Here is a 23241-nt window from a genome sequence, read left to right as displayed (position 1 = left end):
TCGAAGCAGAAAAGGAGAACCGAGACGTGTTCAGCAACTTCCTGATCGGCCTGCGTGAGGGCCTTGAGGCCAGCCTGGTCGTCTGTATCCTCATCGCCTATCTGGTGAAGACCGGCAACAGGGACAAACTGGCGCCGATCTGGACCGGCGTCGGGATCGCCGTCGTCGTCAGCCTGGCGTTCGGCGCCGGGCTCGAATTCGGTTCGCAGGAGATGACGTTCAAGGCCCAGGAGGCGCTGGGCGGTTCGCTCTCGATCGTCTCCGTCGGCCTGGTCACCTGGATGGTCTTCTGGATGCGGCGCACCGCGCGGCACCTGAAGACGGAGCTGCACGGCAAGCTCGACGCGGCGCTCGCGATGGGCACCGGCGCGCTGGTCGCCACGGCGCTCCTCGCCGTGGGCCGCGAGGGTCTGGAGACCTCGCTGTTCGTGTGGCGTGCGGTGCACGCGGCGGACGACGGCTGGCACCCGATGATCGGCGCGCTCCTCGGGATCGCGACCGCCGTCGTGCTGGGCTGGCTGTTCTACCGCGGCGCTCTGAAGATCAACCTGTCGAAGTTCTTCACCTGGACCGGCGGGATGCTGGTGGTCGTCGCCGCGGGCGTGCTCGCGTACGGCGTCCACGACCTCCAGGAAGCGGAGTTCATCGGCGGGCTGCACAACCGGGCGTTCGACATCAGCTCCACGATCCCGCCGGACAGCTGGTACGGCACGCTGCTGAAGGGCACGTTCAACTTCCAGCCCGACCCGACCGTTCTCCAGGTCACGGTGTGGGCGCTGTATCTGATCCCCACCCTCGCGCTGTTCCTCGCCCCGGTAGGGTTCGGACGGTCAGGAGGGGCCCTCTCGGGAGGGGCGACGGATCAGAAGGCGCGGAAAGCAACGGATGAGAAGTCTGAGGCCGATTCGGCTGGCGACGGGGCTCGCGACGGCGACGGTGCTGTCGATGACGGCGAGCGGTTGCGTGACGGTGCACGGCGAGCTGGCAGTGGTACCGGCGGCAACCAGGTCTGAGGCCGCTCAGGCCCTGAAGGCCTTCACCTCCGCGTACAACGCTGCGGACAAGGCCTACGACCCGGCCCTGGACGCGGACCGGGTCACCGGTCCGCTCGGTGCGATCAACCAGGCCGGGCTGAAGGCGCGGCAGAAGAACCATCCGGACGGCAACCCGGCCCACTCGCCGCTGGAGCTGACCGACGCCGACTACCTCATCCCGAAGAAGGCCGGCTGGCCCCGGTGGTTCCTCGCGGACACCGACTCCAACCGCGACGAGGACGGCGGAAGGCTGGACACCCGCTGGCTGCTGGTCTTCGTGAAGTCCGGGCCCGGCGCCGGGTGGAAGGCGTCCTACCTGTCGGTCGTGGCCCCTTCCCGGCTGCCCGCCCTGGCGAAGGACGACGACGGCCGGGCCAGGCCGGTGGCGGCGGACAGCGGCGCTCTGGCCGTGGCGCCGAAGGACCTGAGCACCCAGTACACCCAGTACCTGCAGAAGGGCGCCCCGGACGTCTTCGCGCCCGGTTCCGCCACCTCGGGCTGGCGGGAGGCGCGCCGGACCACCCGGCGGGCGGGCTTCTCGTACCAGTACATCGACCAGCCGCTGGACAGCGGTACGTACGGCCCGCTCGGTCTGGAGACGGACGACGGCGGTGCGCTGGTCTTCTTCAGCAGCAAGCACTTCGAGCGGCAGACCGCGGCGAAGGGGCTGCGCCCGACGGTCAGCGCCGATGTGGATGCGCTGCTGACCGGTGAGGTGGAGTCCACTCTCACCAAGGAGCGGGTCTCCAGCCAGCTGGTGTACGTCCCGAAGAAGGGCTCCACGAAGGACGGCGGCAAGGTCGTCCTGCTGAACAGGCTGCCTGGCCTGACGGCGGCCAAGGGCTCGTGACGGAACCGGGGCCGCCCGCGGACGGCCCCGGTCGTCGGCCGGCGGCCCCGGTCGTCGGCGGCCGGCCCTGGTAGCCGGTCGCCGGATTCCGCGTCCGGGACAGTCGGCGCATGGGCCAACTGCGGTAGCGGCGTGGCCATTTCAACGGAACGCGGCCAGAGGCCGCCCACTGGCAGACCAGCCGACCGCCGCCCGCGAGGCCGCATCGACGAGTTCCACGAGCGCCGCGAGACGCGCGAGACGCGCGAGACGCGCGACATCGTGGTGGGCGACCATGTGCGTCGCGCGCTCGCTCCGGCGCCGACAGCCCGCTCGATCGAGGTTGCAATCGCCATGATTATCCCGCCCCGCCGCACCAAGAGGCCAGATTCATGGCATCTGGCGGGCCCGTGGAACCATTCGCATCTGCTTATCGTCACTTGAATCAAGTTCGGCACCGCACACAAAACCATTGCCCGGCACAGCGGTTGGGACCGCCCGGTTCCCCGTAGGGCCCGAAGCTCCGACCGCCACGACATCTGCTCCACTGGTGCCCGATCCAAGAACACGTCCCACCGCCCCCCATGCGCCACTCCATGACCGGCACATGCCAAGGGGTCGACAGACAAACCTCCTGGAGATCACCTTCATGTATCCGAGACCACGTCGACGACGCGTGCTCGCCGCTGTTTTCCCCGTGCTGATGCTCGGCGCGCTCCTGTCGCCGGCCGCGACCGCGAGCGCCTCCCCCGCGGCACCCGAGGCCCCGGAGCCTGCCCGGATCGACCTGGTTCTCGACCTGTCCGGGTCGATGAACGAGAACGACGCCGGTGGCCAGACCCGCCTCGCCGCCGCCAAACAGGCGGTCACCCGGATCATCGACACCGCCCCCGAACAGGCCCCGCTGGGGCTGCGCGTCTACGGCGCCACGTATCCCGGACAGGACAAGAAGCGAGGCTGCACCGACACGCAGCAGGTCCTGCCGGTGACGCCGATGGACGGGACGGCGCGCGCCGACGCCAAGAAGCGGGTCGCGGGCTTCAAGGCGGTCGGGTTCACACCGATCGGCGTCTCGCTCCGTGAGGCCGCCAAGGACCTCGGCACGAGCGGCGAGCGCCGCATCATCCTGGTCTCGGACGGTGACGACACCTGTGCGCCGCCGCCTCCGTGCGAGGTGGCCCGCGAGCTCAAGGCGCAGGGTGTCGACCTCGCCGTCGACGTGGTCGGGTTCAGGACGCCGTCCTCGGCACGTACGCAGCTGAAATGCATCGCCGACGTGACCGACGGCTCCTACACGGACGCCGACGACGCCGACTCGCTGACCGCCAATCTGGGCACCCTGTTCCGCAAGGGGTGGCGGACCTACCACGCCACCGGAAAGCCGGTCGCGGGCTCCCTCGACGGCTGCCAGGACGCTCCGCTGGTCACGCCCGGCCAGTACCTGGACAAGTTCACCGGTGGGCGCGACCTCTACTACAAGGTCAAGAAGCGGCCTGACCAGCTGATCCAGGTGAGCGCCACCGCCGTCGCCGAGGAGGGATACGGTCGCGGTTCCATCATCACCGTCGCGGCCGGCCCTCCGGGCGACGGCGAACCCCGCGCCTGGCTGCGGGAGTTCACCCAGTCGATGGGATGGGCGAACGTCATCACCACCGGAGGCCGCAGCAAGCCCGGATCTGGCAACGAGGAGCGCGCGCCGGGCGACATCGGCTGCATCATGGTCGAGAACGACGTGACCGATTCCGGCGACAAGGCGATGCCCGTCGAACTGCTCGTCGGCATCGCCGACAAGACGACCCGGGCCGCCGGCGTGCGGACTCCGGAGCCCCGCACCGGGGCCGACGCCGAGGGCGGTTTCTCCTTCAACAGCGCCACCCCGATCGGACCGGGCACCCACCGGCAGTCCATCGCCGTCGGCGAGGCCCCCTTCTGGCGGGTGGAGCTGAAGGCCGGCCAGAAACTGACGGTCAAGGGGGGCGTGGACATCCCGGCCGACTTCCCCAACACCGGCGGCACCACCGGGTGGAACGTCGACGTCTACAACGCCCAGCGCGAGATGACGCAGTGCAACGAGGACCATGACTCCACCGAGCTCCTGACGGGCAGGCGCGGGCACATCGAGCGGGTCTGCGGGCCCTGGGAGATCACCGAGGGGGACGCGAAGAGCTCCGACTCCAAGGGATACGACGTGCCCGGCACGTACTACATCCAGGCGCAGATCGCCGAGCCGTACGACGAGGCGATGGGCATGGTCGTACCGATCTCGCTGACCGTGGACGTCTCCGGTTCACCGCGCTCCGGAAACAGCCCGGTGTTCTTCTTCGGTGACGACACCACCCGGAGCCCCTCGCAGTCCGGTGCGAACGGAAAGGGCGAACAGGGCGGGACCGGCGGCACAGCGACCGCCTCGAAGGACGACGATGCGCCCGCAGGCAAGATCGCGCTGCTGGCCGGCGCCGGCGCCGGGGTCCTCCTGCTCGTCGGCATCACCTTCTACGCCCTCAGGCGCCGCAGGGCGGCCTGACACCGGCGCCCGCCCGGGTGGGACGACCAGGCCGAGCGCTGCCGAGGTGGTACGCGGGCAGGGGTCTTGAACGGGCGAGGGCCTTCCGGTTCGGTGTGGATCGCGATGTCCACACCGGCTGGAAGGCCCTCGTGCCCCACCGAAATGCGCCCCTGCCCGAGACGGCCCGCCGCGTCGTCGAGGACGGCACGGGGCAATATGTCTAGCGGCTCAGCGGCCAGGCCACCGAGTCATGGTCGAGATCGCTCTGGTCGGCCGCGTCCGCGTACTGCGCGCACGCGTCGGTGAGCGTCTCCAGCAGGGTCAGCGGATCGGGCAGCGGGTTCTCCGGTCCGCGCACCCACCGCACGTCCAGCTCGCCGGGGAGCAGGGCCGGCGGGAGGAGCACATAGCTGCCCCGGCAGTGCCACCGCAGCCCCGGATGTTCGTCCATGGTCTCGGGATGGCAGTCGAGCTCGCACGGCCACCATTCGTCCTCGTCCTCGGGCGTACCCCGGGTGGCGGTGAAGAAGAGCATCCGGTCGTCGCCGGAGCGGGCGACGGGGCCGACATCGATGCCGGCGGCGAGGAGCCGCTCCAGTGCCTGGGTGCCCGCGGACAGCGGCACGTCGAGCACGTCGTGGATCATGCCGGTCGCGGTGATGAAGTTGGCCTGCGGCTGGCTGCGGGCCCAGCGCTCGATCTGGGCCCGGTCGGTGGTGGACTGCGTCTGCCAGGCGAAGGAGATCGGGTGCCGGGCGGGGGTGGGACAGCCGATGCGTTCGCACGAACATCGGTATCCGACCGGATGGGCGGCCGGCGCGATCGGCATTCCGGCCTCGGCGACGGCCAGGAGCAGCGCCTCCCGGGCGGTGTCGTCGACCGCGCCCTGCTGCGGTTTGGGTCGGCGTCGCAGCCATTGGGAAAATTTGCTCTCTGAGCCGCGGTAACGGCCGAAATCGGCGCCCATCTATCCCCTTACCTTTGCGTTGCCCCTGCCCATGGTCCCACCATCCTGCGCCCCGGGTGGCCGGACTCCCGAAGCGGGGTACGGGCGACGACGCCGTGAGCTGGGCTCTATGCCACTTCTTGTCATGAAATGACGGGTGCGTCTCGGGGCGCCGGCCTGCACGTCGGGCGCCGGTGCGCCGACCCCGCGCACCGCGTCCCCGGCGGTGGCGCCGAACCACCCGATCGGATCACTGTGCGTGGGGCCCCGGAGAGCGGACCATGGGCTCACGCACACACCCGTGCGACGTCCCCCGGCAGGCAACCCCTGCCTTTTCGTGAGGAGCCTCCATTGCCTCGTGAAGCTCGTGAAGCCACACCCCGCCGCTACCTGATGTGCGCGCCCACCCACTTCAGGGTGACGTACTCCATCAACCCCTGGATGGACCCCAGCAAGCCCGTGGACCTCCCCCTGGCCCAGACCCAGTGGGAGGACCTGCGCGACCGGTACCGCGCCCTCGGGCACACCGTGGAGCTGATCGCCCCCCGCCCCGAGCTGCCCGACATGGTGTTCGCCGCCAACGGCGCCACGGTCATCGACGGCCGGGTGCTGGGCGCCCGCTTCGCGTACCAGGAGCGGTACGAGGAGGCCGGGGCGCACCGCGAGTGGTTCCGGGCCCATGGCTTCACCGAGATCCATGAACCGGACCACGTCAACGAGGGCGAGGGCGACTTCGCGGTCACCGCGTCGTACGTGCTGGCCGGGCGGGGCTTCCGGTCCAGTCCGCTCTCGCACGGCGAGGCGCAGGAGTTCTTCGGGCGCCCGGTGATCGGGCTCGATCTGGTCGACCCGCGCTACTACCACCTGGACACGGCGCTGTCCGTGCTCGACGACGCGGGCGACGAGATCATGTACTACCCGGGGGCGTTCTCGCCGGGCAGCCGGTCGGTGCTGGCCCGGCTCTTCCCGGACGCGCTGATCGCCGAGGAGGCGGACGCCGCGGCGCTCGGGCTGAACGCGGTCAGCGACGGGCTCCATGTGCTGCTGCCACAGGCCGCGACGGGGCTCTTCGATCCGCTGCGGGCGCGGGGCTTCGAACCGGTGCCGATGGACCTGGGCGAGCTGCTCAAGGGCGGCGGCAGCGTGAAGTGCTGCACGCAGGAGCTGCGGGGGTAGGGCCTGTCCGGCGGGCCGCCGTCAGCCGTCTTCCCGGGGCGGCCACTCGTCGCCCCACGCGATGTCCCGGGCGGCCCGGTACAGCTCGCCGTGCCGCTTGGTGACCGTGGCGCGCCGCAGGGCCTCGTCGCGGGTGCACAGGTCCAGCAGCACCTGCCCCTTGCGGATCTGGGGCTTGCGGGTGACCCGCGCCGCCACGGGCTGTGTCCCGAAGCGGGTCGCCACCACGTAGCTGAACTTCTCGTCCTCGTACGGCAGCGAGCCGCCCTTGACCCGCCGGTGCAGCGAGGAGCGGCTGACCCGGGCCGAGAAGTGGCACCAGTCCGTGCCCGGCTCGATCGGGCAGGCCGCGCTGTGCGGGCAGGGCGCGGCGACCGTCAGCCCGGCGGCGATCAGCCGGTCGCGGGCCTCGATGATCCGGGCGTAGCCGTCGGGGGTGCCCGGTTCGACGACCACGACCGCCTGCGCCGCCGCGGCGGCGGTGTCGACGAGGGCGGCGCGCACGTCCGCCGTCAGCTCGTTGAGTACGTAGGAGACGGTGATCAGGTCCGTGGGGGCGAGTTCGAGGCCCGCGCCGATCCGGGCCCGGCGCCACTCGGCGGCGCGCAGGGCGGGGATGCCGGAGAGCTCCGCCAGTTCACGGCCGAGGGCGAGTGCGGGCTCGGCCCAGTCCAGCACGGTGGTGCGCGGCGCCTGTGCCTCCCAGGCCCCCGCCACGGCCCAGCTCGCCGCTCCGGTGCCGCCGCCGACGTCGGTGTGCGTGACGGGCACCCAGTCCGGGGCGGCCTCCCGGAGCGCGTCGACGGCGGACCGTACCGCTTCGAAGGTGGCGGGCATCCGGTACGCGGCGTACGCGGCGACGTCGGAGCGGTCGCGGAGCACCGGCGCGTCGGTCGGGGTGGTCCCGCGGTAGTTGGCGATGAGCCGTTCGACGGCCTGGGCGGCCTGCTTGGGCGGCAGTCCGTCGAGCAGTCCGGCGAGCGTCGCGCGCAGGACTTCCGCGGAGGGGAGGGTGGCGTTCACCGACGAATTGTAGGCAAAGCCGACGGACCCGTCCGCGCCCCGGTGACCGCGCCGGTATCCGCGCCGAACTGCACGGAATCCGAACTGCCGCGATGCCCATGCAAGTTGCTACGCTGACCGCCGCTGGGGTCTTGCGTTCGGATCAGCCCGGCGTGATCCGGGCGAGCAGCCCCGGGTAGGGATTGCCCATCGAGGGGAACCATGAGACAGAAGATCGTGCGCCTGGTTCTGGTCGGCGGAGTGCTCGTGCTGGCCATGCTTCTTCTGCTCGCCACCTGCGGCAGTGGTGAGAAGGGCACGGAAGAGCCGGAGAAGCAGGCCAAGAAGAAGAGTACGGCCGAGGTGACACAGCTCACCGTTCCCTCCGCGTACGCGCCCGAGCGCGGGTGGGAGCTCATCGGGACCTCGCCCGACTACGCGATCTCCCGGACCACGGGCCGCCTCGCCTATCTGGTACGGGAGTCGGAGACCAAGTACCAGCTGCGGACCATCGACTCCAAGACGGGCGAGACCGGCTGGCACGGCGAGAGCTGGCGGCCCCCGTCGCCGCACCAGTTCCCGAAGCTCCTGCCGGTCACCGTCGACGACCACGAGTACTTCGTGACCTGGGCGTACGGAAAGGTCGGCGAGAACGCGCTGACCCCGGCCGACACGATCGTCTCGCTGGATGTCTACGACGTGGAGGACGGCTCCCGGCGGCGCGTCGAGGTGCCGTGGAACTCGGTCCCGACGGTCTCCACCACCGGCCCCGGCATCCTCATCAGCGACGGCCGGACGAACAGCGCGGTGGTCGACCCGGTGACCGGCCGGGTGTCCAAGGTCGAGGCGTCCGCGCTCAAGTACCCGAAGGGCTGCAAGACCTGCAAGCAGCTCACCGAGGTGCGCGGGCTGACGCAGAAGGGCCTGCTGGTCAGCGGGGCGAAGGAGTTCTGGGTGCAGGGCGGCTGGTTCAGCCGCAATGTCGCCCCCAAGGGCACGGACAAGGTCAGCGGGATCCCGACGTCGGTGGTCCCGGGCCTGGTCCTGGCGAAGTGGCAGCTGGACAAGAAGGCGAAGCGCGCCGCCACCCACGACATGTGGGTGGTGCACGACGTGGAGACGGGCAAGCCGCTGGCCTCGGTGGAGTGCAGCAAGCCCGCGATAAAGCCGGGCCAGTACCCGCAGCTCGTCGCCGCGCCCTCGGGTTCCTACCTGGTCGCCGGACCGCTCGCGTTCGACCTGGCCACGAAGCGGGGGTTCTGCTTCGAGGGCGCGGACGGCACGAAGCCGCTGACCCTGGCCTCGGTGAACGACGAGGGCACCGCGTACGGCGCGGCGAGCGCGCGCAACGCGGCCGACGTCCTGGCCGGCGGCGGCGCCCCCGTCGCGGTCGCCGTCCGCAGCGGTTCGACGGGCGCCCTGCCCTCGAACGTGCGCGTCCCGGGCATGGAGACCGCGGACGGCGTCGGGCTGTTCCGCTGGACGGACGAGAAGGACCGCCCGCACCTGATCGGGTACCCGAGGTCCTCGTAACGGCGTGGGTGCCGGGGCGGAAACCCGTTCGCCCCGGCTCGGACGTCCCGCGCGTCACGTCCCGCGCGTCACGGCGTCCGTGTCACGCCGCCCGCCGCCAGGGCCGGCACAGCCCCAGGAAGCAGGCCATCGCGCCCACCGCGCACACCAGCTGCACGACGGCCATCGGTACGGCCGTGTCCTCGCCCGCGATCCCGACGAGCGGCGAGGCGATGGCACCGATCAGGAAGGACGAGGTGCCGAGCAGCGCCGAGGCGGACCCGGCCGCGTGCTTCGTACGCATCAGCGCCTGCGCGTTCGTGTTCGGCATCGCCATCCCCATCGCCGACATCAGCACGAACAGCCCGGCGGCGACCGGGAACAGGCCCACCTCTCCGAAGACCCCGGTCGTCATCAGCAGCAGTGCGGCCGCGGCGAGCACGATGACCGAGAGCCCGACGGCGAGCGCCTTGTCCAGGCTGACCCGGCCGACCAGGATCTTGCCGTTGATCTGGCCCACGATGATCATGCCGACCGAGTTGATGCCGAAGAGCAGGCTGAACGTCTGCGGCGAGGCGCCGTAGATCTCCTGCATGACGAACGGCGATGCGCTCACGTACGAGAAGAGGGTGGCGAAGGCGAGGCTGCCCGCGATCATGTAGCCGGTGAAGACCCGGTCGGCGAGCAGTCCGCGCATGGTGCGCAGCGCGTCGCCGAGGCCGCCGGTGTGCCGGTCCCGCGGCGGCAGGGTCTCGCCCAGCCACTTCCAGACGACGAGGGTGAGCACCAGGCCGACGACGGTGAGGACGGCGAAGATCCCGCGCCAGTCGGTGAACCGCAGCACCTGGCCGCCGATCAGCGGGGCGACGATCGGCGCGACGCCGGAGATGAGCATCAGGGTGGAGAAGAACCTGGCCATCTCCATGCCGTCGTACATGTCGCGCACCACGGCACGGGCGATGACGATGCCCGCCGCACCGGCCAGGCCCTGGAGCAGGCGGAAGCCGATGAGGAGCCCGGTGGTGGGCGCGAAGACGCAGAGCGCGGTGGCGACGACGTAGATCATCATGCCGATGAGCAGCGGTCTGCGCCTGCCCCACCGGTCGCTCAGCGGGCCGACGACGACCTGTCCGAGCGCCAGGCCGGTCAGGCAGGCGGTGAGGGTGAGCTGGACGGTGGCGGCGGGCGCGTGCAGGGAGTCGGTGACCGCGGGCAGGGCGGGGAGGTACATGTCCATGGAGAGCGGCGGTACCGCGGTGAGGCCGCCGAGGACGAGGGTGACGAGAAGTCCGGTGCGCCTGGCCGCTTCGGCAGCGGCCGGCTTTCCGGGGAAGGTGCCGGTGGCTCCGGGCTCCGTGGCCCCGGTTCCGGCGGTCGATATGTGTGTGCGTTCCTGCTGGGCCCGGCTTGCGCCGCTCTCCGGCATTTCCATCTCCATGTCGTTGAATCCGCATCTATGCTCTCAGCTCAGCCGGACTGGTCGAGACCTCTTGGGGAGCAGGCATGACAGGCATGAGCGGCACTGTGCGGTGGGGTGTGCTGGCGACCGGCGGTATCGCCACGACGTTCGCCGAGGATCTCCGGTCGATGCCGGACACGGAAGTGGTGGCCGTCGCGTCCCGGACGGACGCCTCGGCGCAGGCGTTCGCCGAGCGGTTCGGGATACCCCGGGCGTACGGCAGCTGGGCCGCGCTCGCCGCCGACGACGAGGTCGACGTGGTGTACGTCGCCACGCCGCACTCGGCGCACCGGGAGGCGGCGGCGCTCTGTCTGGAGGCCGGGAAGCACGTGCTGTGCGAGAAGGCGTTCACGCTCAACGCCCGGGAGGCGGACGAGCTGGTGAAGCTCGCCCGGGACCGGGGGCTCTTCCTGATGGAGGCCATGTGGACGTACTGCAACCCGGTCATCCGGCGCATGACGGAGCTGGTGCGGGACGGCGCCATCGGCGAGATCCGCACCGTGCAGGCGGACTTCGGGCTCGCGGGCCCGTTCGGGCCCGAGCACCGGCTGCGCGACCGGGCGCTGGGCGGCGGCGCGCTGCTGGACCTCGGGGTCTATCCGGTGTCGTTCGCGCAGCTGCTGCTGGGCGAGCCGGACCGGGTGCAGGCCGACGCGGTGCTCTCCCCCGAGGGCGTCGATCTGCACACCGCGATGCTGCTGGGCTGGTCGGAGGCGGGCGCCTCGGCGCTGCTGAACTGCTCGCTCGTCGCGGACACCCCGCAGACCGCGGCGGTCACGGGCACGAAGGGCCGGATCGAGTTCCCGCGCGGCTTCTTCTACCCGGAGCGGTTCGTGCTGCACCGGCCGGGACGCGAGCCCGAGGAGTTCACCGCCGGATCCGCAGGCGGTGCCGGGACCGGGGGGCTGCGCGGGATGCAGTTCGAGCAGGCCGAGGTGGTGCGGGCGCTGCGGGCGGGCGAGACGGAGTCGCCGCTGGTGCCGCTGGACGGGTCGCTGGCCGTGATGCGGACGCTCGACGCGGTGCGTGACCGCATCGGCGTCCGCTACGCGGCGGACGGGATCACGCAGGAGTGAGGCCCTGGTCGCCCACCTCGGTGACGAACGACGCGGCCGTCGCGAGGGGCGCGCCGGGGGTCGTGACGGCGGACACCGTGCGGTAGTCGGCGCGTGCCTGCTCCCGGCCCAGGGTGACGACGGCGTACCCGCGGCGGCCGTTGAAGAACTTCATGTGCGGGTTGGCCTGCATCTGGTTGTTCCAGCTGCCCGGCTTGTCCGAGCCGTCCTTGCCGCTGGTGATGGAGGTGGCGACGATCTCCGTGCCGAGGGTGCGGGAGGCGGGGTCGTCGAAGTCCTTCTTCAGGTCGAAGCCGTAGCCGACGTGCACGTCGCCGGTCAGCACCATCAGGTTGTCGACCCCGGCGGCCTCGGCGCCCTTCAGGATGCGACTCCGGGAGGCGGGGTAGCCGTCCCACGCGTCCATGGACAGCTTGAAGGCGTCGGTGGGGACGTCGCGCCGCTGGGCGAAGGTGACCTGCTGCGGCACGACGTTCCAGGTGGCCCGCGAGGCGTGCCAGCCGTCGATCAGCCAGCGTTCCTGGGTGGCGCCGGTCATGGTGCGCGACGGGTCCTCGGACTCCGGTCCGGGCGTCTGCCAGCCGTCGCCGTACGCCTGGTCGCTGCGGTACTGGCGGGTGTCGAGGATGTCGAACTGGGCGAGCCGGCCGAACTGCAGGCGCCGGTAGAGCCTCATGTCGGGGCCGGTGGGCCGCTGCGGGGCGCGCAGCGGCTGGTTCTCCCAGTACGCGCGGTACGCGGCGGCCCGGCGCAGCAGGAACTCCTCCGGCGGTACGTCGTTCTCGGGGGTCCCGCCCGCGTAGTTGTTCTCGGTCTCGTGGTCGTCCCAGGTGACGACGAAGGGGTGGGCGGCGTGGGCGGCGCGCAGATCGGGGTCGGACTTGTAGAGGCCGTACCGCAGCCGGTAGTCCTCCAGCGTGACCGTCTCCCGGTTGTAGTGGGCGGGGAGCCTGCGGTCGGTGTAGTTGCGGGCGCCGCCGGTCGCGTTGACGGCGTACTCGTAGAGGTAGTCGCCGAGGTGGAAGACGACGTCGACGTCCTCCTGGGCGAGGTGCTTGTACGCGGTGAAGTAGCCGTCGTGGTACGCCTGGCAGGAGACGGCGGCCAGGCTCAGCGAGCTGTTGCGGGCGCCGCGGGCGGGCGCGGTGCGGGTCCGGCCGACGGGGCTGGTCCATGTTCCGGTGCGGAAGCGGTAGTAGAAGACCCGGTCGGCTTCGAGGCCCTTGACCTCGACGTGGACGCTGTGGTCGAACTCCGGGTGGGCGGTGGCCGATCCGCGCCGCACGACGCGGGAGAACCGCTCGTCGCGGGCGAGCTCCCAGCGCACCTGCACCCGGGCCCGGGGCAGTCCGCTGCCGGGCTCGTAGGGGCGCGGTGCGAGTCTGGTCCACAGCAGGACCGAGTCGGGAAGCGGGTCGCCGGAGGCGACGCCGAGGGTGAACGGGTCGTCGCCGATCTTCTTCGCGTCCAGCTCGGCGGCGCTCGCGGTGCCCGCGGCGGGCAGGTTGACCGAGAAGGCGAGCGCGGCGGCCGCGCCGGTGACGGTGAGGAAGCGGCGGCGCCCGACCTGCCTGGCCGCGTCGCGCATGTCCTGTTGGTGCGATGAGTGTGTCATCTGTCCCTCCCCTGGCCGGTGACGTACTGCGGCAGTTCACCGGCCCAGCGCATCGGGCGGCTGTCGTGTTCGCGTCGTCCGGGCGTCGGGAGGATGAGGAGTGCGGCAGCAATGGGTCCCCGGGGACAAAGCACGCATCCCATGCGCCTCGTTGGTCCCGTGCGGCCCCGGGCGGCCTCGCGTCTCCCCGGGGCGGCAGGGCGTACGCTGCGGCGTCATGAGCAACAAACTGTTGAATTCCGACCCGAAGCCAGGTCCGCGGTCCGGCCCGAAGTCCGGCCCGAAGTCAGGTCCGAAGACGGCGGTCGTGACGGGCGCGGGCTCCGGCATCGGCCGCGCGGTGGCGCTCGCCCTGACCGGCGCCGGCTGGTCGGTGGCGCTCGCGGGCCGGCGGCCCGAACCGCTCGCCGAGACGGCCGCGCTGGCCGGGGAGCACGCCCGGGTGATCACCGTCCCCGCCGACGTGTCCCGCCCCGAGGACGTGACCGCGCTCTTCTCCTCGGTACGGGAGTGCTTCGGCCACCTCGACCTGCTCTTCAACAACGCCGGTACGTTCGGCCCGCGTTCGGTGCCCGTGGAGGACCTCTCGGTGGCGGACTGGCGAGCGGTGGTGGACGTGAACGTGACGGGCGCGTTCCTGTGCGCGCAGGCGGCGTACCGGCTGATGAAGGAACAGGACCCGCAGGGCGGCCGCATCATCAACAACGGCTCGATCTCCGCCCACGCGCCGCGCCCGCACTCGGTCGCCTACACCACGACCAAGCACGCCATGACGGGGCTGACGAAGTCGCTGTCGCTGGACGGACGTCCGTACCGGATCGCCTGCGGGCAGATCGACATCGGCAACGCGGCCACGGACATGACCGAGCAGATGCAGACCGGCATCCTCCAGGCCAACGGCGAACTCGCGGTCGAGCCGGTGATGGCGGCGGCGGACGTGGCCCGGACGGTGCTCCACATGGCGGAGCTGCCCCTGGAGGCGAACATGCAGTTCGCGACGGTACTGGCGACGGCGATGCCGTACGTGGGGCGCGGCTGACGGAGCGGCCCCTGCAAACAGCACAAGCAGCCCACCAAGGGCAGCTGCTGCCCGGACGACCGGACCCCGGGCGCGGCGAACACCTGTGTGCCGGGGCACCGCGCGCCGTCCTGCCAAGAACTGCCACTGAGCCGGGCGACCGCGGCCCGGGGCGTTCTCGCCGTCCGGCCGGCCGGGTGCGGGAATGTCCCGGGCCGCGACAGGGTTGACCTGCGACATGAGCCGTCATCCGGATACCCAGGTCCTGCGCTACACCGCGTTCTCCGCCGATCCCGAGGGAGGCAATCCCGCCGGGGTGGTCCTCGACGCGTCCGGACTCGACGACGCCACCATGCTGGCCGTCGCGGCGGAGCTGGGGTACAGCGAGTCGGCGTTCCTGACCGGGCGGGGGGAGCCGGCCGGTGCCGGGGGGCAGGGCGCCCGGGAGTACGCCATCCGCTACTTCAGCCCGAAGGCCGAGGTCCCGTTCTGCGGCCACGCCACCGTCGCGACGGCCCTCGCCCTGGCCGAGCGCGACGGCCCCGGCGACCTGGTGTTCCACACACCCGCGGGCACGGTCCCGGTCACCGTCACCCGGGAGGGCGCCGAGCTCCGCGCCACGCTCACCAGCGTCGAACCGGACGTCATGGACATCGCCCCCGACGACCTGGCCGAGGCACTCGCCGCGCTCGACTGGCCGGCCGCCGATCTCGACCCGGCCCTGCCGCCCCGGATCGCCTTCGCGGGCGCCCGCCACCTGGTGCTGGCCGCCGCGACCCGTGAGCGTCTCGCCGACCTCTCCTACGACTTCGCGCGCCTCGAAGCGCTGATGCGCCGACTGGACCTGACGACCCTGCAACTGGTGTGGCGGGCCGCGCCGGACGTCTTCCATGTCCGCGACCCGTTCCCGGTCGGCGGCGTCGTCGAGGACCCGGCCACGGGCGCCGCGGCGGCCGCCTTCGGCGCCTATCTCCGCGACCGGGGTCTCGCGCCCGAAACGGCGGTCCTCACCCTCCACCAGGGCGAGGACATGGGCCGCCCCGGCACGCTCACGGTCGAACTGCGGGCGGACGACGCCCGGGTGCGGGTGAGCGGGACCGGAACCCGCATCGGGGGCTGACCGGTCCTGGCAGGCTGGGCACCATGGACCAGCAGAGCACCCACGACCGCGAGGACCACGACCGCGAGGACCGGGACCACGGCACCTGGCGGACGATCGACGAGCTGCACGGCTGGCTCGACGCGGAGACCGGCATCCCGCCCGAGCAGGATCTGCTGCTGAGGATGCTGAAGCTGTCGGAGGAGGTGGGCGAGGTCGCCGAGGCCGTCATCGGGGCGGCCGGCCAGAACCCGCGCAAGGGCGCCAGCCATTCCTGGCAGGACGTGGAGGCGGAGCTCTGCGACGTCATCGTGACGGCGATGGTGGCCCTGCGCACCCTCACCCCCGACGCGGAAGCCGTCTTCGACCGGCATGTGCGACGCGTCGCGGCACGCCCGCGCGCCCCTCTCGCCCCGTCCCGGCAGACCCCCGGCACCGCATCCTGACCAAGGCTCACGCGGCATGGCGGGGCGGCGACGGGTGGCTGAACAACGGGCGACCAGCTCTTGGGACTACGATCGCGGGCACCGAAGCGAGACCAGGAGTGCCGACCGTGTCCGAACCACGCATCGCCGTATCCGTCATCACCATGGGCGATCGCCCGAAGGAGGTCGAGGCCCTGCTGGCCTCGGTGGCCGGACAGGACGTCCGTCCGCACCGGCTCGTCGTGGTGGGCAACGGATCGCCCCTCCCCGACTTCAGCGCCCTTCCCGGCCTGTCCGATCTGTCCGGCGGGGTGACGACGATCGAGCTGCCCGAGAACCTGGGCTGCCCCGGGGGCCGCAACGTCGCCCTGCAGAGGCTGGCGGAGTTCGGCGACGTGGATGTCGTCATCGAGCTCGACGACGACGGGCTCCTGGTCGACAACGGGGTGTTCCGCAAGGTCCGGGAGCTGTTCGCCGCCGACCCGCGGCTCGGCATCGTCGGCTTCCGGATCGCCGACGAGCACGGCGAGACCCAGCGCCGCCACGTGCCCCGGCTGCGCGCCACCGACCCGATGCGTGGCGGACCGGTCACCGCGTTCCTGGGCGGCGGCCACGCCTTCTCCATGAAGATGCTCGCCCAGACGGGCCCCTGGCCCGCCGAGTTCTTCTTCACGCACGAGGAGACGGACCTGTCCTGGCGGGCGCTCGACGCGGGCTGGAAGATCCTCTACGAGCCCGATCTGCTGCTCCAGCACCCCAAGACCTCCCCGGCCAGGCACTCCGTCTACTACCGGATGACGGCCCGCAACCGGGTCTGGCTGGCCCGCCGGAACCTGCCTCTCCCCCTGGTCCCGGCCTACCTGGGCACCTGGACCCTCCTCACCGTGGCCCGCACCCGCTCGGCGACGGGTCTGCGCGCCTGGGCCGGTGGCTTCGCCGAGGGCGTCCGTACCCCGTGCGGGCGAAGGCAGCCGATGCGCTGGCGCACGGTGTGGCGGATGACGAAGCTGGGACGGCCGCCGGTCATCTGATCCGCCGGGTCATCCGATCCACGGGTCATCCGATCCACGGGTCGGATGACCCACGTTCATCCGACCCGCCGGTCCGCGGCTGGATCATGGGGCTCGGATTCGCGTCCCGGCCCGTGGTCCAACTCGGCGTCATGCGCCGTCGCTCCCGTCGCCGTCGTACGGAAGGATCCGCCGCAGCAGGCCCCTGGGGTGGCCGCGCCTGCGCCATTCCCTCGGGTATCCGACGGAGACCTCCTCGAAGCGCACCCCGTCGTACCAGGTCGTACGGGGTATGTGCAGATGGCCGTAGACCACCGCCGCCACGTTGAACCGCCGGTGCCAGTCGGCGGTGAGCCGGGTGCCGCACCACTGGGCGAACTCGGGGTACCGCAGGACGTCCATCGGTTCGCGCACCAGCGGCCAGTGGCCGGCGAGGACCAGCGGGATCTTCGGATCGTGTGCCGCCAACCGCTTCTCCGTCTCCGCCACCCGCTCCCGGCACCAGGCGTCACGGCTCGGGTACGGGTCCGGGTGCAGCAGGAACTCGTCGGTGCACACCACCCCCGTCCGGTACGCGTAGGCCAGGGACTCCTCCTTGGTCGCCGTGCCCGGCGCCCGGAAGCTGTAGTCGTACAGCGCGAACACCGGCGCGACGGCCACCGGCCCGTCGGGCCCGGACCACAGCGGGTACGGATCCTCCGGGGTGACCACCCCCAGGCTCCGGCAGAACCCGACCAGGTGCTCGTACCTCTCCCGGCCCCGCAGCCGGACCGGATCGCTCTCGGGCGTCCACAACTCGTGGTTCCCCGGGGTCCAGATCACCCGCTCGAACCGGCCCGCGAGCAGCCGCAACGCCCACTCCACGTCCGCCATGCGCTCCGCCACATCACCGGCGACGATGAGCCAGTCGTCGTCCGATCCGGGCCGCAGGGACTCGGCGAGGGGGCGATTGTCCGCCATCCCCACGTGCAGGTCGCTCACCGCCAGCAGCGAACCGCGGCTTCCATCGGTGTGATCGGACATGCGGAACCCTCCCACGCAGTGACTGGACGAAATAGTGCCCCACCGCGGACCGGCCCGGTCGGTGACGGCCGGAACCGGGCTGCCGGAACCGGGCTGCCGGAACTGGCGACCGGAACGAGCCGAGGCATGATGGAGACGTCCGTGGACGCGGCGCGGGACCGTCGGCAGGGCAGGGCCGGGAGAGGGAGCTGAGTACGTGGTGGACGGCATGACCCTCCCGGGCACCCCCGGGCACAACGGGCTCCCGTTCGCGGACGGCGCGGCCGGGGCCCTGCTCGACGAGAACGGACTGATCATCGGCTGGACACCCGCGGCGGAGGAGCTGTTCTCGCTCCCCGCCGACCAGGCCTGCGGCCGTTCCGCCCTGGAGCTGCTCGCGGACCCGGCCGACCGACCCCAGCCGCCCGGCGAGTACCGGACGAGCGCCTGGTACGGCGAGACGACGGTGCGCACCGGCCGGGGCGAGGAACTGGGCATCGCCTACCAGGTGTTCCCGCTGCTGGACGACGGCGCCGGGACGTCCGGGGGCGCGGCCCGGTTCTTCGTGCTGTGGGCGCCCGCCGGGACGGTCGCCCGGTGGCAGCAGGACCAGGCGTTCACCCGGGAGCTCTTCCTGCAGGACCGGCTGGGTCTCGCCGTGTTCGACGCGGAACTGCGGCTGGTCAGGACCAACACCCATCTGCTGCCGTACACCGGCCTCCTGCCAGATCTGCGCAACCACCGGCTGGGGGACTTCCTCCAGGAGTCGGGCGCGGCGGCGATCGAGCGACGGCTGCGCGAGGTGCTGCGGACCGGCCGGCCGCTGATCCTGGCGGAGCAGACCGTACGGACCATCGAGGATCCCGGCGGCGGGGTGGTGATGGCCGTCTCCGCGTTCCGGCTCCAGGCGCCGGACGGGCAGGTCTTCGGCGTCACCGCGCTGTTCACGGACGTCACCGAGCAGCGCCGCTCCGACGAGCGCCTGGCGATCCTGCACCGCGCCACCGCCGCCGTCGGCGGATCGCTGTCCGTCACCGGCACCGGCGAGGAGCTGGCCGCCGTGCTGGTGCCCGGCCTGGCCGACCTCGCCGTGGTGGAGGTCGCCCGAGCGGTGTTCACCGGCGAGGAGCCGGTCCCCGGCAAGGACGGGACGGTGCCGCTCCGGCTGACCGCGGCGGCCGGGGAACGGGCCGGGGAGGTGGCGACCGGCACCGTGGTCCCGGCCGATGCCCGCTGTGCCCCGGCCGTCGGTGACTCCGCCGCGTCGATGACCGCCCCGCTGCGGGCCCGGGGCAGCTTCCTCGGCCGGGTGACCGTACGGCGCGGCCCCGACCGGCCCGGCTACGCGCCGGCCGACCTGGACCTCCTGTGCGAGATCGCCGCCCGCGCGGCCCTCGCCCTGGACAACGCCCGCCGCTACACCCGGGAGCACCGGGCCGCCGTCAGCCTCCAGCGCAGTCTGCTGCCACCCGCGCAGGCCGAGACCGTCGCCGTGACCACCTCCGGCTTCTACCTGCCGGCCGACACCGCCAGAGGCGTCGGCGGCGACTGGTTCGACGTGATCCCGCTGTCCTCCGCCCGGGTCGCCCTGGTCGCCGGGGACGTGATCGGCCACGGTCTCGGGGCCACCGCCACCATGGGGCGGCTCCGTACCGCCGTCCGCACCCTCGCCGATCTCGACCTGGAGCCGGACGAGCTGATGGTGCACCTCGACGACCTGGTGTCCCAGCTCCGCGACGAGCCCGGACAGCCGCACGGGCTGGACGAGCCGGATGAGCTGGATGAGCCGGATGAAGGCGTCGGGTCGGGCGGATCCGGCGGATCAGGTGGTTCTGGCGGGGCCGGCGGATCGGGCGCGCCCGGCCGGTACGACGGACCCGATCGGCCCAGCACCGTCACCCCACCGGACGAGGACGGGTCGTACAGCGGTCTTCTCCGCGCCGACCCGGTCGGTGCCACCTGCCTGTACGCCGTCTACGACCCGGTGTCACGGCGCTGCGCGATGGTCTCCGCCGGACACCCCCCGCCCGCCGTCGTGGATCCGGACGGGACCGTCTCGTACGTGCCCCTCAACCCCGGGCCGCCGCTGGGCGTCAACGGTCTGCCCTTCGAGGTGACCGAGGTGGAACTGGCGCCCGGCAGCCTGCTCGCGCTCTACACCGACGGGCTGATCGAGGGACGCGACAGCGACGTCGACGAGGGCATGGCCGAACTGGCCCGCCGGCTGGCCCGCCCCGGCGCCACCACCGCACCGTTGCGCGAACTCGGCCAGGAGATCATCTCCGCCCGGCCCGCACACCAACTCGCCGACGACGTGACCCTGTTGCTCGCCCGCACCCAGGCGGTGCCGCCCGGCAACACATCCGTGTGGCCCGTGGCCACCGACCCGGCCGCCGTCGCCCAGGTCCGGCAGGACGCGGCGCAGCAGCTGCGCGACTGGGGGCTGGAGGAGCTCGTCTTCACCACCGAACTGGTGCTGAGCGAGCTGGTCACCAACGCCATCCGCCACGCCGGTGGCCCGGTCGAGGTGCGGCTGATCCGTGCGGGGCAGCTGACCTGCGAGGTCTCCGACCCCAGCGCCACACAACCCCGCATGCGCCGGGCCCTGCTCACGGACGAGGGCGGCCGCGGCCTGTATCTGGTCGCGCAGCTCACCACGCGCTGGGGCAGCCGCTACACCCGGCGCGGCAAGACGATCTGGGCCGAGCAGCCGATCCCGGACTCCATGGACGCCGAAACCATCTGATCCACCCGCCGCCTCCGCGCCGGCTCGCTGAACTCCCGTACGCCGACAGCTGGTTACCGGCGTCCGACGCCCGGCCCACCCGGCAGGCGGCTCCCTTCGGCATGTACGGCCCCGGGGCGCACCGCCCCCGCCGGACCCTGCGGCACCCCGGACGACCTCTTGAGTACCTCAACGCCCCCATGCTAGAAAACGCTTACCACGCTGGCATTCCCGCACTGGCTCACTCTCCCCCGGAGCTTCGATGACAACTGCCTGGTCCCGTCGTGCCCTGCTGGCCACGGGCGGCGGTGCGGCGCTCGCCCTCGGCCTGCCGACCGCCGCGTCCGCCTCCGGCTCCGCCGCCCTCCCCGCTTCCGCCGCCTCCACCGCCGCGGCCGACGCCGCCGACGAGTTCGCCGCTCTGCGGGCGAAGTGGCGCGATCTGTACCTGGGGACCGGTTTCAGCCCGACCGCCGAGCCCTTCAAGTCCAAGCTCGCCGACCTCGGCGCCCAAGCAAGCGGTTACCGTTCCACGATGGCCCCCGCGCGCGGCTCCCTCTGGCCGGACCTGGTCCATCTCGACCCCGAACCGGACACCGACACCGAGTCGTTCAACTTCTCCGCCAACATGAACACCGCCTACAACCGGCTGCGCACCATGGCGGAGGCGTACTCCCAGCCCGGCACCGGGGTCACCGGCGACACGGGTCTCAGGGACGCGGTCATCACCGGCCTCGACCACCTGTACGCCGACGTCTTCAACGAGACGACCGCGCGTTACGGGAACTGGTGGAACTGGCAGATCGGCGCGCCCCAGGCCCTCATGGACACCTGCGTGCTGCTGTATGACGCCCTGTCGGACGCCCAGCGCGCCAACTACTGCAATGCCGTGGACAAGTTCCTGCCCGACTCCGCCGTCGGCTCGTACACCGGCACCAGCACCGGTGCCAACCGCGTCGACCTGTGCCGCGGCATGATCCTGCGCGGCATCGTCGGCGCCAGCACCGCCAAGATCGCGCTCGCGGTCGACGCGCTCTCGCCGGTCTTCCCGTACGTCACGACCGGCGACGGCTTCTACCCGGACGGTTCGTTCGTCCAGCACACCTCCATCCCGTACATCGGTGGCTACGGCGCGGTCCTCAACGACGGTCTCGGCCGGCTGTTCGCCCTGCTGCGCGGTTCGACCTGGGAGATCACCGATCCGGGCAGCCGGCAGTTCCTCGACACCATCGACGCGGCCATCGCCCCGTTCATCTACGACGGCCTGATGATGGACAACGTCTCGGGCCGCGGCATCACCCGCGTCGGCGCCAGCGACCACACCCGTGCCCATGGCGTGATGGCCTCCATCGTGCTGCTGGGCATGGGCGCCGGCCCCGAGGAGAACGCCCGCTGGCGTGCCATGGTCAAGGGCTGGCTGCAGCGCGACTACTACGCCCCGGCGCTCAGGGCCGGCTCCCTGAGCCTGGTCAACACCGCCCGGCTGCAGACCCTGTTGGACGACACGACCGTCACCGCGTCGCCGGAGCCGGCCGCCCACCGGGTCTTCCACAACATGGACCGGGCCACCCACCGCCGCCGCGGCTGGGGCGCCGGTCTCTCGATGGCCTCCGACCGGATCGCCCACTACGAGTTCGGCAACGGGGAGAACAAGCGCGGCTGGCACACCGGCGCGGGCTGGCTGCAGTGGTGGGGCGACGGCGCGGGTCTCGAACAGTACTCGGACGCGTACTGGCCGACCGTCGACCCGTACCGGCTGCCCGGCATCACCGTCTCCCGGAAGAAGCTCGCCGACGGGCAGGGCGGCGCCTGGGCCAACCCGAAGCCGGGCACGAAGTGGGTCGGCGGCACCGGCGACGGCGAGTTCGGCACCACCGGCCAGCACCTCCAGGGCCTGGCGAGCACGATGCGCGCCCGCAAGTCGTGGTTCTGGCTGGACGACTGCGTGGTCTGCCTCGGCTCCGGCATCACCTCCACCGACGGCGCGGCCGTCGAGACGGTCGTCGACAACCGCTGCCTCGGCGCGAGCGGCGCCCAGCGGCTGCTGCTCGACGGCGTGGCCCAGCCCACCACCCAGGGCTGGACCACCACCCGTACCACCACCTGGGCCCACCTCGACCGGCATGCCGGATACGTCTTCCCCGGCGGCACCGAACTGCACGCGCTGCGCGAGGAGCGCACCGGCGCCTGGAAGGACATCAACGACGGCGGCACGGCCACGCCCAACACCCGTAGGTACGTGACCCTTTGGAATGACCACGGCGCCGACCCGGCGGGCGGCTCCTACGCGTACATCCTGATGCCGGGCGCGAGCAGCAAGCGCACCGCCGACCGCGCCGCGGACACCGGCTGGCTGCAGATCCTCGCCAATGACGCCGGACGCACCGGCATCAGCGTGCCCTCCCTCGGTTTCACCGGCGTCAACTTCTGGGAGGCGGGCACGGCGGGCAAGGTCACGGCGAGTGCGCCGGTCTGCGTGCAGATCCACGAGAAGCGCGACGGCACCGCCACGATCAGTGTCTCCGACCCGTCCCGCACCGTCACCGGCCTCACCCTCACGTGGAAGCGCCCCGCCAAGTCCGTCCTGTCCAAGGCGGAGACGGTCACCGGTGTCCGGACCGGTTCGTCGGTGACCGTGACCTTCGGCGACCTGAGCCGGAGCCGCGGCGCCACGCACACGGTGCGCCTCCGGGTGCAGTGATCACTGCCATCCTGGTCTCCGGGGTTGCGGTTGCCGCAGCGGCAGCTTCTACCGTCCTGACCAGGGCCGGAGAGGCCGGCCCGGTGAGGTGATCGTGGGGAGACGG

General features: G+C 71.9%; 18 protein-coding genes. 13 read left to right on the top strand and 5 right to left on the bottom strand.

Going from position 1 to position 23241, the window contains the following annotated elements; translation table 11 throughout:
• Nucleotides 1-26 precede the first annotated feature (26 nt).
• The 4 genes from efeU (at nt 27) to ACFYY1_RS03505 (ending at nt 4387) form a co-directional block, all read left to right on the top strand.
• Entirely contained in the window at nt 27-1013 is a 987-nt protein-coding gene (gene efeU / locus ACFYY1_RS03520) for an iron uptake transporter permease EfeU (protein WP_388580217.1), read from the top strand.
• Nucleotides 946-1884, top strand: coding sequence for a hypothetical protein (locus tag ACFYY1_RS03515; RefSeq protein WP_388580214.1), 939 nt, complete (start codon nt 946-948; stop codon nt 1882-1884). The genes efeU and ACFYY1_RS03515 overlap by 68 nt, the downstream gene beginning before the upstream one ends.
• 132 nt (nt 1885-2016) lie before the next feature.
• Nucleotides 2017-2307 carry a hypothetical protein gene (locus tag ACFYY1_RS03510; protein ID WP_388580211.1) on the top strand — a complete coding sequence of 97 codons (291 nt, stop codon included), beginning with the start codon at nt 2017-2019 and terminating at the stop codon, nt 2305-2307.
• A 232-nt stretch (nt 2308-2539) separates the two neighbouring features.
• Nucleotides 2540-4387, top strand: coding sequence for a VWA domain-containing protein (locus ACFYY1_RS03505; protein ID WP_388580208.1), 1848 nt, complete (start codon nt 2540-2542; stop codon nt 4385-4387).
• 202 nt (nt 4388-4589) lie between these two features.
• Here ACFYY1_RS03505 and ACFYY1_RS03500 read toward each other — a convergent pair whose 3' ends face one another.
• A complete protein-coding gene (locus tag ACFYY1_RS03500; RefSeq protein ID WP_388580205.1) occupies nt 4590-5336 on the bottom strand; it encodes a bifunctional DNA primase/polymerase in 747 nt (248 codons plus the stop codon).
• A 330-nt stretch (nt 5337-5666) separates the two neighbouring features.
• Between ACFYY1_RS03500 and ddaH the strand changes: the two genes are divergently transcribed.
• The gene (ddaH, locus tag ACFYY1_RS03495; RefSeq protein ID WP_388580202.1) at nt 5667-6491 is read left to right on the top strand and encodes a dimethylargininase; all 825 of its coding nucleotides are present in this window, start codon (nt 5667-5669) and stop codon (nt 6489-6491) included.
• Nucleotides 6492-6512: 21 nt separating this feature from the next.
• Here the strand turns inward: ddaH and ACFYY1_RS03490 are convergent, their stop codons facing one another.
• Nucleotides 6513-7514, bottom strand: coding sequence for a small ribosomal subunit Rsm22 family protein (locus ACFYY1_RS03490; RefSeq protein ID WP_388580199.1), 1002 nt, complete (start codon nt 7512-7514; stop codon nt 6513-6515).
• Between the two features lie 201 nt (nt 7515-7715).
• Between ACFYY1_RS03490 and ACFYY1_RS03485 the strand changes: the two genes are divergently transcribed.
• Entirely contained in the window at nt 7716-9026 is a 1311-nt protein-coding gene (locus ACFYY1_RS03485) for a hypothetical protein (RefSeq protein WP_388580196.1), read from the top strand.
• Between the two features lie 82 nt (nt 9027-9108).
• Here the strand turns inward: ACFYY1_RS03485 and ACFYY1_RS03480 are convergent, their stop codons facing one another.
• A complete protein-coding gene (locus ACFYY1_RS03480; protein WP_388580193.1) occupies nt 9109-10431 on the bottom strand; it encodes a multidrug effflux MFS transporter in 1323 nt (440 codons plus the stop codon).
• 86 nt (nt 10432-10517) lie between these two features.
• On the opposite strand from ACFYY1_RS03480, the gene ACFYY1_RS03475 reads away from it, so the two are divergent.
• Nucleotides 10518-11540, top strand: coding sequence for a Gfo/Idh/MocA family protein (locus ACFYY1_RS03475; protein WP_388581492.1), 1023 nt, complete (start codon nt 10518-10520; stop codon nt 11538-11540).
• On the opposite strand, the gene ACFYY1_RS03470 is transcribed toward ACFYY1_RS03475, so the two are convergent.
• Nucleotides 11527-13155, bottom strand: coding sequence for an alkaline phosphatase D family protein (locus ACFYY1_RS03470; protein ID WP_388580190.1), 1629 nt, complete (start codon nt 13153-13155; stop codon nt 11527-11529). The two genes, ACFYY1_RS03475 and ACFYY1_RS03470, sit on opposite strands and share 14 nt — an antisense overlap.
• Before the next feature lie 217 nt (nt 13156-13372).
• On the opposite strand from ACFYY1_RS03470, the gene ACFYY1_RS03465 reads away from it, so the two are divergent.
• From ACFYY1_RS03465 to ACFYY1_RS03450, 4 genes are all read left to right on the top strand, one after another.
• Nucleotides 13373-14194, top strand: coding sequence for an SDR family oxidoreductase (locus tag ACFYY1_RS03465; RefSeq protein ID WP_388580188.1), 822 nt, complete (start codon nt 13373-13375; stop codon nt 14192-14194).
• Nucleotides 14195-14411: 217 nt separating this feature from the next.
• The gene (locus tag ACFYY1_RS03460) at nt 14412-15293 is read left to right on the top strand and encodes a PhzF family phenazine biosynthesis protein (protein WP_388580185.1); all 882 of its coding nucleotides are present in this window, start codon (nt 14412-14414) and stop codon (nt 15291-15293) included.
• 23 nt (nt 15294-15316) lie between these two features.
• Nucleotides 15317-15718, top strand: a complete 402-nt coding sequence (locus ACFYY1_RS03455) for a MazG-like family protein (protein WP_388580182.1) — start codon at nt 15317-15319, stop codon at nt 15716-15718.
• 107 nt (nt 15719-15825) lie between these two features.
• Nucleotides 15826-16728 carry a glycosyltransferase family 2 protein gene (locus ACFYY1_RS03450; RefSeq protein WP_382930654.1) on the top strand — a complete coding sequence of 301 codons (903 nt, stop codon included), beginning with the start codon at nt 15826-15828 and terminating at the stop codon, nt 16726-16728.
• A 129-nt stretch (nt 16729-16857) separates the two neighbouring features.
• Here the strand turns inward: ACFYY1_RS03450 and ACFYY1_RS03445 are convergent, their stop codons facing one another.
• A complete protein-coding gene (locus tag ACFYY1_RS03445; protein WP_388580179.1) occupies nt 16858-17730 on the bottom strand; it encodes a metallophosphoesterase family protein in 873 nt (290 codons plus the stop codon).
• A gap of 208 nt (nt 17731-17938) precedes the next feature.
• Here ACFYY1_RS03445 and ACFYY1_RS03440 point away from each other — a divergent pair, with 208 nt between their 5' ends.
• A complete protein-coding gene (locus ACFYY1_RS03440; protein ID WP_388581490.1) occupies nt 17939-20455 on the top strand; it encodes a SpoIIE family protein phosphatase in 2517 nt (838 codons plus the stop codon).
• 241 nt (nt 20456-20696) lie between these two features.
• Nucleotides 20697-23135: a polysaccharide lyase 8 family protein gene (locus ACFYY1_RS03435; protein WP_388580176.1), complete on the top strand. Its 2439-nt coding sequence runs from the start codon at nt 20697-20699 to the stop codon at nt 23133-23135.
• Nucleotides 23136-23241 lie beyond the last annotated feature (106 nt).

This window comes from Streptomyces sp. NPDC001890 (assembly GCF_042891445.1).
GTDB lineage: Bacteria > Actinomycetota > Actinomycetes > Streptomycetales > Streptomycetaceae > Streptomyces.
This window is presented reverse-complemented; position numbering and strand designations above follow the sequence as displayed.

What these genes read in the sequence shown, in the direction of transcription:
- ACFYY1_RS03515 (WP_388580214.1), top strand. Translation starts at nt 946, where the DNA reads ATGACGGCGAGCGGTTGCGTGACGGTGCACGGCGAGCTGGCAGTGGTA.
- ACFYY1_RS03500 (WP_388580205.1), bottom strand. Translation starts at nt 5,336, where the DNA reads ATGGGCGCCGATTTCGGCCGTTACCGCGGCTCAGAGAGCAAATTTTCC.
- ACFYY1_RS03485 (WP_388580196.1), top strand. Translation starts at nt 7,716, where the DNA reads ATGAGACAGAAGATCGTGCGCCTGGTTCTGGTCGGCGGAGTGCTCGTG.
- ACFYY1_RS03480 (WP_388580193.1), bottom strand. Translation starts at nt 10,431, where the DNA reads ATGCCGGAGAGCGGCGCAAGCCGGGCCCAGCAGGAACGCACACACATA.
- ACFYY1_RS03475 (WP_388581492.1), top strand. Translation starts at nt 10,518, where the DNA reads ATGAGCGGCACTGTGCGGTGGGGTGTGCTGGCGACCGGCGGTATCGCC.
- ACFYY1_RS03470 (WP_388580190.1), bottom strand. Translation starts at nt 13,155, where the DNA reads ATGACACACTCATCGCACCAACAGGACATGCGCGACGCGGCCAGGCAG.
- ACFYY1_RS03465 (WP_388580188.1), top strand. Translation starts at nt 13,373, where the DNA reads ATGAGCAACAAACTGTTGAATTCCGACCCGAAGCCAGGTCCGCGGTCC.
- ACFYY1_RS03460 (WP_388580185.1), top strand. Translation starts at nt 14,412, where the DNA reads ATGAGCCGTCATCCGGATACCCAGGTCCTGCGCTACACCGCGTTCTCC.
- ACFYY1_RS03455 (WP_388580182.1), top strand. Translation starts at nt 15,317, where the DNA reads ATGGACCAGCAGAGCACCCACGACCGCGAGGACCACGACCGCGAGGAC.
- ACFYY1_RS03445 (WP_388580179.1), bottom strand. Translation starts at nt 17,730, where the DNA reads ATGTCCGATCACACCGATGGAAGCCGCGGTTCGCTGCTGGCGGTGAGC.
- ACFYY1_RS03440 (WP_388581490.1), top strand. Translation starts at nt 17,939, where the DNA reads ATGACCCTCCCGGGCACCCCCGGGCACAACGGGCTCCCGTTCGCGGAC.
- ACFYY1_RS03435 (WP_388580176.1), top strand. Translation starts at nt 20,697, where the DNA reads ATGACAACTGCCTGGTCCCGTCGTGCCCTGCTGGCCACGGGCGGCGGT.